The organism is Nitritalea halalkaliphila LW7 (assembly GCF_000265075.1).
GTDB classification, from domain to species: domain Bacteria; phylum Bacteroidota; class Bacteroidia; order Cytophagales; family Cyclobacteriaceae; genus Nitritalea; species Nitritalea halalkaliphila.
Window position 1 is genome coordinate 22,908 of record NZ_AJYA01000029.1, and the last position, 15,532, is coordinate 38,439.

A 15,532-nucleotide genomic window follows, 5' to 3' on the forward strand; every position below is an offset into this window, starting at 1 on the left:
TTGTGGTACAAACGATTTAGCGTAATTTCAAGATTTGATTTTAGCGGTAAAAGTACGACAAGATTTAGGAATAGAAAATGGCGAAGGGCAAAGCAGACAAGGAAACACCTTTAATGAAACAGTATAATGCGATTAAGGCCAAACATCCTGGCGCACTACTGCTTTTTCGGGTGGGAGATTTTTATGAAACCTTCGGAGAAGATGCCATCATCGCCAGTAAGGTCCTGGACATCGTACTGACCAAGCGGGCGAATGGGGCTGCCTCTCACATCGAACTGGCGGGGTTTCCGCATCATGCTCTGGATAATTACCTTCCCAAGCTGGTGCGTGCTGGAAATCGAGTGGCCATCTGCGATCAGCTCGAAGATCCTAAAAGTGTGAAAGGAATCGTTAAAAGGGGCGTCACCGAGCTGGTCACTCCCGGGCTTTCGTTTAACGATAATGTGCTGGATAAGCGTAAAAACAATTACCTGGCAGCTGTTCAGTTAGGGAGTACGGCAGGGGTGGCTTTCTTAGATCTAAGTACGGGCGAATTTACCTGTGCTGAAGGCAGCTGGGATTACGTAGAAAAACTACTTCAAAGCTTCCAGCCGGCAGAAATCCTTTACTCGAAGGCCCACAAGCAGACCTTACCCGGTAGCTTGAAAGAGCATTCTGTTACCTTCGCTCTGGAAGACTGGGTATTTCAGCGGGATTATACCTACGAAAAACTCATTCGCCATTTTCAGACCAGCAGCTTAAAAGGGTTTGGCATCGAAGGCCTCGTGCAGGGGACCACTGCAGCAGGTGCCATCCTCCACTACCTCGAAGAAACAGAGCATCGCGAGACGAGTCATATTAGTACCATTTCACGTATCGCCGCTGAAAAATATGTGTGGCTGGACAAGTTTACCATTCGCAATTTAGAGCTGGTGGCGCCACAGCAGGAAGGAGGGATTCCGCTCATCTCCATTTTGGATGAGACCGTCACCCCGATGGGGTCGCGCATGCTGAAGCGCTGGATGGTGCTCCCCCTAAAAGATGGAGCTCTGATCGAGCAGCGACTGGAAGTGGTGGCTCACTTGATCGAGGAAGCAGAAACAGCCGAAGCGCTAGAACAGCACCTCAAGCATATCGGGGACATGGAGCGCCTGATTTCAAAAGTAGCCGTGGGGCGGATAAATCCACGCGAAATGAATCAGTTGCGTAAATCTCTGGAATACAGCCTCCCGATTAAGGAGCTGCTCGGAAACAGTCCACAGCCAGCCCTAAAAAAATTAGCAGACCAGCTGCACACCTGTCAGTACCTGCTTGATAAAATTAAAACCGAGCTAAAGGAAGACGCCCCGATGCTTACCCATCAGGCGGAGTGATTCAGGATGGGGTAGACCCTGAACTGGATGAGTACCGCCGACTGGCCCATCAGGGGAAGGACTACCTACTCGACTTACAGCAGCGGGAAATCCAAGAAACAGGCATTTCCTCCTTAAAAATCGCCTATAACAAAGTTTTCGGCTACTACTTAGAGGTAACCCATGCGCATAAGGATAAGGTACCCGAGACCTGGATTCGCAAGCAGACCCTCGTTAATGCAGAGCGCTACATTACGCCAGAACTAAAAACATACGAAGAGAAAATCCTGCACGCCGAGGAGCGCCTGATCGCTCTGGAACAAAAATATTTTCAGCTGCTCGTTCAGGAAGCAGGAGACTATGTGGTACAGGTACAGGAAAATGCCCGCCTGATCGGGACATTAGACAGCTTGCTTTCCTTTGCGCGGGTAGCGCAAAAAAACCAGTACTGCAGGCCGAAAATCCATGAGGGGGACAGCTTAGAAATTAAAGATGGCCGCCATCCGGTTATCGAAAAACAACTACCAGTAGGCGAGGAGTATATTCCAAACGACGTGTACCTGGATCATGATACCCAGCAGATTATCATTATCACAGGACCGAATATGGCAGGTAAATCGGCCCTGCTAAGGCAGACCGCGCTCATCGTGCTGATGGCGCAGATGGGAAGCTTTGTGCCCGCCAGTTATGCGCGGATCGGCCTGATCGACAAGGTTTTTACGCGGGTAGGGGCCTCTGATAATCTCTCGCGTGGGGAGTCTACTTTTATGGTAGAAATGACGGAGACGGCCAGCATTCTGAATAACCTCTCTAATAACAGTCTCGTGCTGATGGATGAAATCGGGCGGGGCACTTCTACCTATGATGGCATTTCCATCGCCTGGTCTATCGTGGAGCACCTCCATAATCACCCGCAGCATAAAGCCAAAACGCTTTTTGCGACGCACTATCATGAGCTGAATGAGCTCGCAAAGGAGCTGCCAAAGATTAAAAACTTTAATGTCTCTGTAAAAGAGGTGGAGGGAAAGATTTTATTCATGCGCAAGCTGAAGCCCGGCGGGAGCGAACACAGTTTCGGTATTCACGTGGCGCAGCTGGCGGGCATGCCGAATGCCGTGGTGCTGCGTGCCGCTGAAATCATGAACCAGCTGGAGCGCTCGAAGGGACTCGAAGAAAATAAGGAGCGGCTGGCACAGGTGCCAAAGGCCAACTACCAGCTCAACCTTTTCGAGCTGGACCCCAAGTTTCAAGAGGTGGAGCGCCTACTTCGCCAAGTGGATGTGAATACACTTTCGCCCTTAGAAGCGCTCCTAAAACTGCATGAAATCAAGCAAAAGCTTGGATAAAACGGAAGATTTAAACGCTGAGACCAACTGCCATTTCTTTTCTTCCGTATGTAAGTAAACTATTAGTTGACATACATGGAAGATAGGAGATCGTTATATCGCGGGCTAACGCTCCAGGAGTTATGTGGAGAGCTCAGCCGGCTGGAGGCGCAGATCGGCATGCCCCATGCCATATTTTTATTTAGCTTCGATTACGTAACGGAGCGGCTGGCGTATAGAAGTTTTCATGTGGATACTTTTCTCGGATCGCCACCGGATGAGGGGCGTTCCTTACTGACCAAGGAGGCAGCACTTTCTCATGTCTATGAAGAGGATCGTGCGCGGCTTTTTCATTTTCAGGCCATCGTTTTAGATTTATTAGAGACGCTCCCACAGTCGGTAAGAGAGACGGTACAGACGAGTTATCATCTCCGCTGGCTCATGGCAAAGACCGGGGAGGTGGTCTGGTTAAGTACCATCGCCAGGCCCTACACGATGACCTTAGACGGAAAACTGCACTTTGATTTGCACGTGGCCAGCGTGCTAAGCAGCCCCCCGGCACATCGCGGGCTGGAGTGGTCCATACGCTATGTGGACGTTCATGGGCAGCACATCGAAGAAAAGCGAACCTTTGCTTTTTTAGAAGCAGGGCTTACCGCACGCGAGGAAGAAGTACTAAACGGCTTGCTGATGGGTAGCACTGTAGACCAGATCGCAGAGACACTGTGCCTCTCCCTACATACAGTCAATACCCACAAGCGCAATATCTTTAAAAAAACAGGCGTAACCAGCGTATCTGGACTGCTTAAGGTCATTTATGAGACAAAAACATGAAAAAATAATGCATTGATAATCAGTTGAAAAATGAACACATGAAATATTTTTTTAAGTAGGGTATTTGCAGTTTAAAAAAAATGCTTCTACCTTTGTGTCATCAAAACGGAGAAAACGTCTCCAAAACAAAAATAAGCGAGAGTAGCTCAGTTGGTAGAGCACGACCTTGCCAAGGTCGGGGTCGCGAGTTCGAATCTCGTCTCTCGCTCGAAGCCCTTTGCCGAAAGGGCTTTGTTGTTTAGTGTTTTCCTATGCGTTAGGAGAAGCCGGGATGGTGGAACTGGTAGACACGCAAGACTTAAAATCTTGTGGCCATTAGGCCGTGCGGGTTCGATTCCCGCTCCTGGTACAGCCGTAGAACGGCAGGTTAAAGCTTCCTCTAAAGGGAAGCTTTTTCTTTTTATATCCTTCTCCACTGATCTGAGCGCCAGCGCTTTGCTCAGTCCTAGTGTTCAGACGCCAAACTTTTTATGGGGAAATGCCCACCCTTACTCAGTCCAACCCGAGCCGGTGAAAGCGCAGCGTACAGCTACCTTAAAAAACATCTTTTGTTGTCCAACTTTTTTCTCTACTTTTGGCTATATAGCGAAAATCTGCCTTTTACATGCATAAAAATCATCCGACCCCCAAAAGCATGTAAGAAGTAGGCCATCGCTGTCATGGATCTATTCATGGAATAACAAGCATCCTACTCTTCACAGAGCATTAATCCTATGCCTAAACTGTTACGATCACTGCTTTTTTTGTGGTTTATCGCCTACTTTGCGCCTTCGGCGCAAGGTCAGGATGTGCAGTTTTCCCAGTTTTATGCAGCCCCCCTTTACTTAAATCCCGCAATGACAGGGGCCACCGAGCTTACCCGTGTCGGGACTATTTTCCGTAATCAGTGGCCTGGGCTCGACCATAGCTTTGTGTCTTACTCCGCATTTATCGACCACTATATCTTCGACTATAATTCAGGGATAGGGCTTATCGTCAACAGTAGCCGCGAAAGTCTCGCAAATCTGGCCACCGACGAAATAGGGCTGCTGTATAGCTACCGCTTGCAGCTAAGCAGCTCCCAGTTTCTGCGGCTTGGCGGTCAAGTGAGCTACATCAACAGGAGCGCCTTCTTTAATGATCTGGTTTTTAATAGTATGATCAACCTGGGGGCGCAGAATAACGCCCTTACCGATGAGCTGGGCGGACTGCTGGAGGATGCCCAGCATAGCTTTTTTAACTACAGCTTCGGGGCGCTCTACACAGATACCAAACACTGGCTGGGGGTATCTACTCATCACGTCACGCAGCCCTCTATCAGCTTCCTGGAAGATCCAACAGAGGAGGACTTACGTATCGCCCGTCTTCCCCTAAAACTCTCCGTGCACGGCGGAATCCGCTTTCCCCTCGGTGGGGATTACACGAACTACTTAACCGGAGAAACCTTCGAACGTAGCATCTCTTTTGCCTTTAACTACAAGCAGCAGGACCCTTTCAACCAGCTCGATCTGGGTACCCAAATCAACTTGGATCCCCTCGTGCTGGGGCTTTGGTACAGGGTCTTCCGACCCAAAATGCCCTGCCGAATAACGAGGCCATCATCGCACTGATCGGCATCGGGCTGCCTTCCGGCATCGATGTGGGCTACAGCTTCGATTTCACCGTATCCCGACTCGGCCTACGAAATAGTGGAGGCGCGCACGAGGTCTCTATCCGCTACTCTTTTTTGTGGGGTGACCCCCGCTCACGTAATCAGCGCAGCCGCATCGTCCCCTGCTTTTTCTACTAAATTTTCCAGCCTGCCAGCTAAAGGCTAAAACATTCCCCTTGCCTTTTTCAGTTGTAATGAAAAAGTACACGCATGGCAAAACACTTAAAGTTGATCCTCGGCGATCAACTGAACAGCAAGCACAGTTGGTTTAAGGAGTCAGACCCAGATGTCTGCTTCGTGCTGATGGAAATGCGACAGGAGACAGATTATGTCGTCCATCACATCCAAAAAGTCCTTTCCATCTTCATCGCCATGCGCGCCTTTGCCAGCCAGCTGGAGGAAAAAGGGCATCAGGTGCAGTATTTGCGCCTAGACGACCCGAAAAACACCCAAAGCCTCTCCGATAATTTGGATATGCTAATCGCTGAGCACAAGGCCAGCCATTTTAGCTATTTGCTACCGGATGAATACCGGCTGGATACTCAGCTAAAGGAATTTTGCGCGGAGCGCGACCTTAAAATGGAGGCAGTAGATACCGAGCATTTTCTTAGCGAACGGGAGCACCTCGGGCGCTTCTTTAAGGGGAAAAAAACTTACCTCATGGAGTCCTTTTACCGCGATATGCGGAAAAAATACGATATCCTGATGGAGGATGGGGAGCCCCTGACGGGCAAGTGGAACTACGACCAACAAAACCGCAACAAGCTAAAAGACACCTCTCTCCTGCTTCCGCCACTGGACCAGAGCCGAGATGTGGCGGAGATGCGGCAGTGGCTGGAGGAACAGGGTGTAAAAACCATCGGGACGGTGCCTAATGACCGCCTAAACTGGCCCTGCACCCGAAAGGAAGCCATCGAGGTGCTGCGCTATTTCTGTGAGAAACTTTTTGCACACTTCGGAACCTATCAGGACGCCATGCACAGTGAGGACCGCTTCCTGTTTCATAGCCGCCTCAGCTTCGCTTTAAACGTCAAGCTGATTAGTCCGCTGGAGGTAGTGCGTCAGGTGGAAAAATACTGGATGGGGCACCAAGAGCAGGTGGACATCGCACAGGCAGAAGGCTTCATCCGTCAGATTTTAGGCTGGCGCGAATACATGCGCGGGGTGTACTGGGCGAAAATGCCCGACTATGAGCAGCTTAATTATTTTGGACATGAGCGGGCGCTGCCCAAGTGGTTCTGGACGGGCGACACCAAAATGCACTGCCTCCGCCACGCGATTACGCAGTCTCTCGAGGAAGCCTATGCGCATCACATTCAGCGGCTGATGGTGACAGGAAACTTTCTTTTGCTGGCAGGCGTGGCCCCGGAAGAAGTGGACCGCTGGTATCTCGGTATCTATGTGGATGCCTTCCAGTGGGTAGAGCTCACCAACACGCGAGGCATGAGCCAGTTCGCGGATGGAGGTATCGTCGGCACGAAGCCCTATGTATCTTCCGCTAATTATATCGATAAAATGTCGAACTACTGCGGCAGCTGCCACTACGTGAAAAGTAAAAAAACAGGTGACAAGGCCTGTCCTTTTAACAGCCTCTACTGGGACTTTTACGCCCGAAATGAGGACAAGCTAGCTAAGAATCCCCGCATCGGAATGGCCTACCGCACCTGGGAAAAGATGAAAGATAAAAAGGAAATCCGCGAGCAGGCTGCCTTTTACCTAAAGCATCTGGACGAGCTCTAAGGTTATTTTCTGTCGCTTACTGTTTTGCCTACCGGCCAAAACAAAAGGCTGGAGGCATGCTGAAATACATTTCTCCAGCCACACTCCGGCGCATTAGAAATAATATCTCAGCAATATATGAATGGGATTTACCTGCCTGCCTCTGGTGCATCACGCAGTAATCCGCTAGCCTGATACTGCACGCCGAGATACACACTTCTACTCGAAAAGCTTTTCTCCTCTTGATGTTGTTTCGCCGTAAAGCCTACACCGAGCTCCGCCTGTACGGCAAAAGGCTGTACAAACTCCCTCACGGAAACACGCGTCCGTTCGCCATCCACGGCCGCGCTGTAAGAAGCCCTTAAATTTGTCAGCAGGCGACCACCGCCCTGCAGGTAGAAGCGATTCAGCAGGGTGTTGTCTCGGATAAGCTGCTTAAAATGATACCGCCCATACACGCCGGTTCCTAAGCCAAGGGCGGAGTAGCGGGGAAAGCGCCTCTCTGGGCTGGCTACCCCCAGAATAGCCCCTCCTCCATCCGCTGAGGCAGAAAGAAATTCCGCATCAAAATTATAGTTTAAGTCATCTAGCTCTCCAGTAAGCAGGATGGACCACTTTTTATTAATACCGTATGCTACATAATAGCCTAAAGATAAAACCCTGCCTGACTGCTGGAAAATGTTATCGTCGAGATTCAGCGTATTCGTTACGCCAAAGCTGAAGCTTACGCCATGTTGAAGGGCGAGTCCTTGGAACGTTTCACGATCTGATTTGGCCTGTCCAAAGCTGGCAGCAGAAAAGAAAAAACAAGAAAAACGCACTGAGAGATAGGCGTTTAAAAGAAGTGTACAACATACGGATGAGGTTAAAAATAACTACAAACAATTTTAGAAGAGGCAACGCTGCTACAATTTCAGCACAGCAGCCTTAATAATAAAACAAGAAAATAACAGATTTACTATATGTTATTTTGACAGACAATATAAAAACAAAAACCGATAGCACATAGATATAAAACTAAAATTATTTTAAAAAATACAGCTAAACGGTTCTTCAAGCTTTTCATTTACCGCAATGCATGCCGCTGAGCGGAGCCTGGCAGGGGTGCTTAGTGACCTATTGAGAGGAAAGGCTGCGGCCCTTCTTAAAGAGGAAAACCAGCCTGAAATCTCATTTGGGTAAGGAGTAGGAACCATGTGGCGCAGGCTACAGCCGTATACATACCCTTTTTAGCGCTGTGAGGGAACAAAATGATTGGGTATTTTGTATTACATGTATATACATTAATAGACATGGAAGCAAAAAAAATCAAAACCATACACAGCGGGCATTTTCATCACATCGCAGATCTGGAGACCACTACACCGTTACCGAATCGCGGCTTGGAGCACCTGGACCCTTTCTTGTTTCTGAATCATCATGGCGCTCAGTTCTACCCACCGCATAATAATGGGCTTCCTTTCGGTCCACATCCGCATCGCGGCATGGAAACCTTAACCTTTATCATAGAAGGCGATATCAAGCACCGAGATTCTCACGGGCATCAGTCGACGATCGAGGCAGGAGGCATTCAGTGGATGTGCGCCGGAAGTGGTTTGCTGCACGAGGAAGTAAGCTCAGAAAAGTTCAAGCGCGAAGGTGGCCAATTGGAGATCTTGCAGCTATGGCTTAACCTTCCCGCCAAGAAAAAAATGATGGCTCCTGCCTACACGGGCTTGCAGCGTGAGGACATTCCAGTTTACCAAGCCGAAGGCGTACATGCGCAGGTTTTATTCGGTCAACTCGGAGATGTAAAAGGCCCTTTAACGCCTAACTTCCCGCTAAACTTTTACACGCTTTATTTAGAAGCGGGTGCTGCGATCGACTTACCTATTCAGGAAAACGATCAGGTCTTTCTGTACCTGTTCAGGGCAAAATCGACGTAAATGGAACAGAGATAGCCGCCAAGCAATTACCAGAATTTGTTCCAGGGACCGGCACCATCACCCTGAAAGCCACAGAAAAATCCATAGTACTGTTCGGTCAGGCGGAACCTTTCCAGGAACCGATTGTCATGCAGGGGCCCTTTGTGATGAACAGTATGCGGGAAATTCAAGAAGCCTACATGGACTATCAAAACGGGCGCTTTGGGCGCTGGTCCTAAAGTAAAAAACTATTTACAGATCAGCGAAACCCTACAGGGATAACACGCTTGTGCTTTCGTTTGTAACATTAGGGAAAAAGCAAGAAGAGGAAAAAATAGGAGCCTCTTCTCAAAGTATTTACTGAAAAAGTCACTTAATCACCCTGACATAAAGGTAGGTAGAATCGCGCTCTGAAAAAATACCCGATTTTGGGTATTCAGAGTCGTTCTTTCTTTCGTAGAGTTTTTTAACGGAAAAGATCAGTTTACACCAAAACCTGTCGGAGAAGGCCGAAAAATAAGGGGACAGAAGGAGAAAAAACTGTTGAAAGATTTACTTTTTATCAGGTGCATACGCCTGAATTCGCGCAGAAAAAGCGGCATACAGTTCCAACATATCCGGGTGCCGCTCCGCTAAAAAAGACTGTTGACGCAGCAGGGTTTCTTCATCCCCACGCTGCGCGGGACCCGTTTGCGCTTGCTGAGGGCCGAGCTGAAAAGCTTTCGCCACGGTCTCTTCGACTAATGGCTGTAAAAGTCCCAGCTCCAACTCTTCTTCGCCCAGTACAGTGCTTGCCATTGTGAGCAGATGGTTCGTAAAATTCGAAACGAAAACAGCCGCTACATGCACCACGCGTCGCTCCTTAGACCCCAGGACCTGCACGTGCTCGCTAAGACTCCCTGCTAGCCGCTTCAGTCGTCGTAAAACCTGCGGATTATCCGCTTCGACGAGAATGGGCACTTGACCGAAGTCCACAGAGCGCCCTTTAGTGAAGCTTTGGAGCGGATACAGGATACCCACCTCATCTGCAGAAGATGCATAGAGCACATCCAGTGGAACCGTACCTGAAGTATGCAGCAGAATCGCTCCTTCAGGCAAAATCAATTCTTCGCAACAGTCTGCTATCGCATCATCAGACACCGCAAGGATAAACCAAGTCGCCTCACTCTCACTAAAGTCCAGGTGATCCTGATACTCCGCGATATACAGATTTTCGATCAGTGCATGGGCCTGTTTAGGGCTTCGCCCAAAAACCTCTAAAAGCTGATGCCCGGCCAGTTCCAAGGCCTGCGCCAGGTGCCAGGCCACATTTCCAGTGCCGATAAGACTGATTTTTTCCATAGCGTCCAAAAGATACGACCGAAAAAAGAAAAAGACCAAAATCTTTTCGATCTTGGTCTTTTTCGGTGCTTATTACTTATTCGAGCCCTTTATCGCGCATTTTCTTAAACTCATCGAAGCGTCTGAAAATGGCTACCGTAAAGCCGATAAGCATAATGATAGTCCCCGCCCAGAGAATGTTAATATGCGGTTTTACCATCGCTTTTAGTACCACATAATCCTTTTGGTACCGGTTCACTTTAAAGAGGAACTTATTCTCCTCGGGCATAATATTATCGATCTCGATCTTCACCCCTAATTCTGGATCTGTGAATGGCACACGGCCCACCTGGTTTCCTCGAATAATAAAGACAGGCTCTAAGCGTTTTTCCACATCGAAATCCTGTACGACGATGCTGGCTTTGACCGCTAGGTCACCATCTTCTAATCGAATACCATTAATTTCTTCTAGAACCTCCACACCTTCGAACTGCGTCACGAAATCCGAGATAAAGAATTGATCACCTGGAGCAACCTCAAAGAACTCGTCATCGCGCCATTCTGGATCATCGAAATCATTAATCACGGATACGAAAGTGTATAAGTCACGGCTCAGATAACGTCGAGAATCGGGAGAAGAAATGAGCCCCATGGATTCATTATACTGCGCCATCGGGTACAGCGTAAACTGCCGCTCCTCTTCTTGGTAATAATCGATCCGAAAGTAATCATTTTCCTCCAGTACGATCGGCACTAAATCTCCTTTCCGGTAGTAAATACGCCCTTTTTGTTCGAGATCAGTCAGCGCGATAGCTTCATTTACCCGCTCTGTAGGCTGCAGTTTATTGACATTCACAAGCTCTGGCATACCTTTTACCTTCTTATGACGGCCGCGATATACTGCCGTATAATCCTTTATGGCAGTCGGCTTATTGATAAAAAGTAGCACATGCTCTTTATTGATTTCATCCTCAAAGCTATTGCTATACGTCAGGCCTGATAGGTTAAAGGAAATCACCTCCGAGTAGCCTGAAGAAAACATCGTTCCGATAAGAATCATCCCTAAACCGATGTGGGCGAGGGAGCCTCCGGCCAATTTAAACGTCTTCTTCTTCACCAGTTGAAAGAGAATCGTCGCATTCGCCGTGATGGTGAAGGTGGAGGCCAGTACCAAGATGATGTACTTAATGTCATACACCTTACCTAAGACGATAATCGCCGCTGAAAGCACCAGTGAAGCGATGTAAGGGGTCACCAAGGCATTTTTTAAGGTGTCGCGATCGATTTTTTTCCACCAGAAGAACTGTCCTATCGCCGTCAAAAGAGCAAGTGCCACTGCAAACCACAGTTGGAACTTGGTATAAAAACCAACCTGATCTGCGGGTGGAGCCATATTAGAGATTCCGCCGAAGGACTCCACGAGTGCATTCCACACGGGAATAGAAGTGGGAAGAATCACTTGGAAGGCCATCAGCCCTAAGGTAGTAGCGCCGACGAAAACCCAAAACTCTCTTGAATACACGGAGGCTTCTTTCTCAGAGGTAGGAATATGTTTCCAAGAGCGTACGGCCAGGAAAACTGCCACGAAGAGAAAGAAAAACATGTAAATCATCAGCTGACCCGAAAGCCCAAGTCGGTAAAGGAGTGCACGGAAGAATCTCCAAGGACACCACTACGCACCAAGAAGGTAGCATAAAGCACAAGAATAAAGGTAGCGATTACCAGTACAATCGATGTCTTTAATGCCGTACTGCTCTTCTTATACGTAATCATGGTGTGAATCGAGGCCACTAGGATCAACCAAGGCACGTATACGGCATTTTCTACTGGATCCCAGTTCCAGTATCCTCCGAAGTTAAGGGTCACATACGCCCAGTAGGCACCCATGATGATGCCCATTCCGAGAACCATGGCAGAGAAAATGGCCCAAGGCAGGGCAGGACGAATCCATTCTGTATAGCGCTTATAGGCTAATCCAGCCAATAAAAAGGCAAAGGGTACCAAAGTACTGGCATAGCCTAAGAAGAGTGTAGGCGGATGAATCACCATCCAGATATTCTGGAGAAGGGGGTTAAGCCCAGTACCATCCTCTGGAATAAAGTCCGGATTTATCTGGAAAACAGGGGCATTCACTGCATCGCGAAGTAGAATGAAGGGCGAGCTACCGATTTTCAGATCACCGATAACCACTCCTAAAATCATAGAGACGAGGAAGGCTTGCACCAGTGCAAAAACCACCATCACGGGAGCTTCCCAGCGCTTGTTCGTATAAATTAGAAAGAAGCCTAAGACTACATTCCAAATGATCCAGAGAATAAAAGCACCCTCTTGGCCTTCCCAGAAGCTCGACACCATATAGTGTACTGGGAGCGCCTTCGAGGAATGCGAGTAGGCATAGAAATACTCGAATCTGTGGTTATAGATTATTTCAAACAGCGCGAAAGCGGTGAAGAAGCTGGCAAAGGCATGCACGTAAAAACTAGCGCGGCTGAAACGTTTCCAGGTCGCTTGTTCTTCGCCCATGGTCCTACCATACATGAAGTAGGCATAAGCAGTAACGATCGCAGAAATAAATGCGATGATTACCGACAGATGTCCGGCATTACCAATAAAGGTATTTAACATGATAATTCGTGAATTTAATGCGACACTTACATGCCGGCGGTGTTAACTTCATTTTCCTGATACTTAGATGGGCATTTCATCAGAATTTTATCTGCCACGAAAAGCTCAGGATTTCGGTAGGAGCCGATAACGACGACCTGCTCAGAGCGCTGGAAGTCTGCGGGGACCGGCTGATTATAGAAAACACGCTGTTCTGTTCCGTCATTATCTACCATCATAAAGTAAAAGGAAGTCTTTCCTTCACTCACTTCTATCCCCTCTACCTGTCCTGCTGGTGATTTTTTTAGTTCTCCCACCACGTGAATGGCTTTATCATCTCCCCGTTCGAGCATAGCACGAGCGGTAGTAAAGCTTTCATACGTACTGGCATCGCCCAGCATGGAGACGATGATCACGATCGCAATCGCGATAATCCCTAGCCCAACAATGTGTCCTTTTTTCATGGTATTTAGACTTAATTTTATTCGTTTACGTGGTTCTCTATTTTAGGTTTTTCAGCTGCTTCTCGAGCTGCCTCACCTTACGATCTGTGGCTACTGTGTACACGATCATGCCGATGAAGATAATGAGAATAATGCCGACCAAAACATATATTTTGCCCTCTGAGCGCATCAGATCGGCCATTTCTACCCGCGAATTCGCATAATCTTCCGCGGTAATTTCGATTTTCTCCTGTGCCTTTACTGCGAAGGTGAGGAGAAACAACAGACAAGTCAGCGCTATTCTCATGAGATTTGATTGATTAGTTTTTCTTCTACAGCTCGTTCTACGCGGCGCATGCGGATCCGCACACTGGCCATCCAGGCACCTAATAAGGTCCAGCCGATGATGGCAGGATAAAAGACCACGCGGAGGTTGCTATCGAGATCATAGGCATTAAAACCCGGGTTGCCCCCATTACCTGGATGCAAACTATCCGTCAAGCGTGGCAGCACAAAAATAAGTGGGATAAAGGCCGCAAAGGCAAAAATATTGTAAATAGCTCCTATACGTGCCCGCTGCTGGAGATCTGGCAGTGCATTGCGCAGCACCATATATGCGAAATACATGAGGATGCCGATGGCAGAAGCATTTTGTTTCGGATCGCCACTCCAGTAGTCTCCCCATGTGAATTTAGCCCAAAGCATCCCTGTAGCAATACCTAAAACCCCGAAAAGGAGGGCGGCATTTGTGTACTCACTCGCAGCATCATCGTACGCCAAGTGCTGGGTACGCAGGTAGCGCACGCTATTAACTACAGCAACTACAAGCAGTAAAATCATTCCAAACCACATGGTCACATGGAAATGGAGGGCGCGAATCGTCTCGTTTAAGATCGGTAGACGGGGCGCATCCATGAGCATTCCAGCCACGATCGTGTACAGCAAGAGTCCGACCGCAAGGATTTTCCACCAAGAATTTCGCATCGTAATCTTTTAATTGTCAAGTGCAAAAATACGTGATAAGTTCCGCTTTCTGGTGATATTTCGTACAAATCTGATAGGGGAAAGGTGCGCCCTGATAGCCGTCAGATGAAAACCTGTCCTATAACAGGCTATTTAATAATAAGCTCACCAAGATAGGATCAGCTACGCCACAGATAAGGAAATAGGATGTAAGCCGTAGCAGCCACGATAGCATTTAAGGCCATAAGTGTCAGCAGCTTATCCACACTGACAGAAAAATCTAAACCATCCACGGCGTGTTTGGAAACCCGAATACACATCAGTAGAATCGGAAGCACTACAGGAAAACTTAAAATCGCCATGAGTGTGGCATTGCTGCCGGCCTTTGCAGCGATAGCTGACACCATCGTGAGTGCGAACGCTAATCCACTAGCTCCCAGAAATAGGTTGAGCAAAAACAGGCCCTGATCCTGCACCGGGTTTCCTAAAATTAACCCGAAAACAGTATACCCGAGTAGAGCTAAAAGAACGGTTAGCAAAGCATTATAGGCCATTTTAGCCAAAATCAATGCGCCGGGGGCCACTGTCATATAATAATAATAATGAAGCCCCTTCGGCTCACCCATAAAGCTTTTCGCCACCGCAGATAGAGCAGAAAATAGCATGATCACCCAGTAAAGCGCATTCCAGGTGGGAGGGTTTAAATTACCCTGCTGGGCGCCTACACTGAGATAGGTGACGAAAACTGCCGACACCACGTATAAGATAATGCCGTTCAGCGCATACTTGAGGCGCCACTCCGACTTGAGCTCCTTGGCGACCAAAACCAAGATTTCTTTTCCCATGTCCGTAAAAATAAGGTAATTTTTTTATAACTTAATCCTAATATTTTGAAACTATGTAAATACGGATTCGTATTAGCATTATTCCGATTTAGTCACTCGGAAATAAATGTTAAATACCCGTTTACAAACCATCATCTATTCACATGTTATCCAAAAAAACCAAATATGCTTTTCATGCATTAACCTATTTAGGGAAAAATAGGGAAAACAAGACCGTGCTCATTCAGGAGATCGCCAGCACTTATGGCATCTCGCATAAATTTTTAGAGAACATCTTGCTCGAACTGAAAAAAGCAGGTATGCTGGGCAGTAAAAAAGGCAAAGGCGGCGGCTACTATTTAATTAAACAGCCAAAGGACATCCCGCTTTCTAAAGTCATACGCCTACTCGATGGGCCCATCGCGCTCCTCCCTTGCGTCAGCTTAAACTACTACGAACCCTGCGAAGAATGTCGCTGTGAGGTGAGCTGTGGGTTAAATCGCGTGATGGCGCAAGTTCGAGACGAGATGCTTAACGTGCTAGAAAACAAATCTTTAGCAGATATTTTGGAAAAAGAATAATCTTTTTCCGCCTATTCCCTACAAATCTTATAGGATTTACATACTTTTGTAAAA

The 15,532-nt window shown here is 47.8% G+C and carries 13 protein-coding genes, 2 tRNA genes and 2 pseudogenes; 10 read left to right on the forward strand and 7 right to left on the reverse strand.

Annotated elements, in window-relative coordinates; all coding sequences use genetic code 11:
* Nucleotides 1-77: 77 nt before the first annotated feature.
* From mutS to A3SI_RS10615, 7 genes and pseudogenes are all read left to right on the forward strand, one after another.
* Nucleotides 78-2,677, forward strand: a pseudogene (gene mutS / locus A3SI_RS10585) (DNA mismatch repair protein MutS).
* 75 nt (nucleotides 2,678-2,752) lie between these two features.
* Entirely contained in the window at nucleotides 2,753-3,490 is a 738-nt protein-coding gene (locus A3SI_RS20830) for a helix-turn-helix transcriptional regulator (protein ID WP_009055772.1), read from the forward strand.
* 135 nt (nucleotides 3,491-3,625) lie between these two features.
* A tRNA-Gly gene (locus tag A3SI_RS10595) sits at nucleotides 3,626-3,698 on the forward strand.
* 57 nt (nucleotides 3,699-3,755) lie between these two features.
* A tRNA-Leu gene (locus A3SI_RS10600) sits at nucleotides 3,756-3,839 on the forward strand.
* Between the two features lie 364 nt (nucleotides 3,840-4,203).
* A complete protein-coding gene (locus tag A3SI_RS10610) occupies nucleotides 4,204-5,079 on the forward strand; it encodes a PorP/SprF family type IX secretion system membrane protein (RefSeq protein WP_316929164.1) in 876 nt (291 codons plus the stop codon).
* Nucleotides 5,019-5,258 carry a type IX secretion system membrane protein PorP/SprF gene (locus A3SI_RS22675; RefSeq protein WP_316929165.1) on the forward strand — a complete coding sequence of 80 codons (240 nt, stop codon included), beginning with the start codon at nucleotides 5,019-5,021 and terminating at the stop codon, nucleotides 5,256-5,258. Before A3SI_RS10610 ends, A3SI_RS22675 begins: the two co-directional genes overlap by 61 nt.
* Before the next feature lie 72 nt (nucleotides 5,259-5,330).
* Entirely contained in the window at nucleotides 5,331-6,860 is a 1,530-nt protein-coding gene (locus tag A3SI_RS10615; RefSeq protein WP_009055774.1) for a cryptochrome/photolyase family protein, read from the forward strand.
* 128 nt (nucleotides 6,861-6,988) lie between these two features.
* On the opposite strand, the gene A3SI_RS10620 is transcribed toward A3SI_RS10615, so the two are convergent.
* A complete protein-coding gene (locus A3SI_RS10620) occupies nucleotides 6,989-7,660 on the reverse strand; it encodes an ATP synthase subunit e (RefSeq protein ID WP_009055776.1) in 672 nt (223 codons plus the stop codon).
* 471 nt (nucleotides 7,661-8,131) lie between these two features.
* On the opposite strand from A3SI_RS10620, the gene A3SI_RS10625 reads away from it, so the two are divergent.
* Nucleotides 8,132-8,764, forward strand: coding sequence for a pirin family protein (locus tag A3SI_RS10625; RefSeq protein ID WP_009055778.1), 633 nt, complete (start codon nucleotides 8,132-8,134; stop codon nucleotides 8,762-8,764).
* A gap of 11 nt (nucleotides 8,765-8,775) precedes the next feature.
* Nucleotides 8,776-8,982 carry a pirin-like C-terminal cupin domain-containing protein gene (locus A3SI_RS22680; RefSeq protein WP_316929166.1) on the forward strand — a complete coding sequence of 69 codons (207 nt, stop codon included), beginning with the start codon at nucleotides 8,776-8,778 and terminating at the stop codon, nucleotides 8,980-8,982.
* A 313-nt stretch (nucleotides 8,983-9,295) separates the two neighbouring features.
* Here the strand turns inward: A3SI_RS22680 and A3SI_RS10630 are convergent, their stop codons facing one another.
* From A3SI_RS10630 to A3SI_RS10655, 6 genes and pseudogenes are all read right to left on the reverse strand, one after another.
* Complete coding sequence (locus A3SI_RS10630) at nucleotides 9,296-10,084, reverse strand: Rossmann-like and DUF2520 domain-containing protein (RefSeq protein WP_040670705.1); 789 nt, start codon at nucleotides 10,082-10,084, stop codon at nucleotides 9,296-9,298.
* Nucleotides 10,085-10,160: 76 nt separating this feature from the next.
* Nucleotides 10,161-12,688: pseudogene (ccsA, locus tag A3SI_RS10635) on the reverse strand (cytochrome c biogenesis protein CcsA).
* A 26-nt stretch (nucleotides 12,689-12,714) separates the two neighbouring features.
* Nucleotides 12,715-13,131 (reverse strand): cytochrome c maturation protein CcmE domain-containing protein, encoded by a 417-nt coding sequence (locus A3SI_RS10640; protein WP_009055784.1) that lies wholly within the window; start codon nucleotides 13,129-13,131, stop codon nucleotides 12,715-12,717.
* 37 nt (nucleotides 13,132-13,168) lie between these two features.
* The gene (locus A3SI_RS10645) at nucleotides 13,169-13,417 is read right to left on the reverse strand and encodes a CcmD family protein (RefSeq protein WP_050977492.1); all 249 of its coding nucleotides are present in this window, start codon (nucleotides 13,415-13,417) and stop codon (nucleotides 13,169-13,171) included.
* Complete coding sequence (gene ccsA, locus A3SI_RS10650; RefSeq protein ID WP_009055786.1) at nucleotides 13,414-14,094, reverse strand: cytochrome c biogenesis protein CcsA; 681 nt, start codon at nucleotides 14,092-14,094, stop codon at nucleotides 13,414-13,416. The genes A3SI_RS10645 and ccsA (A3SI_RS10650) overlap by 4 nt, the downstream gene beginning before the upstream one ends.
* A 158-nt stretch (nucleotides 14,095-14,252) precedes the next feature.
* Nucleotides 14,253-14,918, reverse strand: coding sequence for a heme exporter protein CcmB (locus tag A3SI_RS10655; RefSeq protein WP_009055787.1), 666 nt, complete (start codon nucleotides 14,916-14,918; stop codon nucleotides 14,253-14,255).
* A gap of 143 nt (nucleotides 14,919-15,061) precedes the next feature.
* Here A3SI_RS10655 and A3SI_RS10660 point away from each other — a divergent pair, with 143 nt between their 5' ends.
* Nucleotides 15,062-15,478, forward strand: coding sequence for an RrF2 family transcriptional regulator (locus tag A3SI_RS10660; protein ID WP_009055790.1), 417 nt, complete (start codon nucleotides 15,062-15,064; stop codon nucleotides 15,476-15,478).
* Nucleotides 15,479-15,532: the final 54 nt, after the last annotated feature.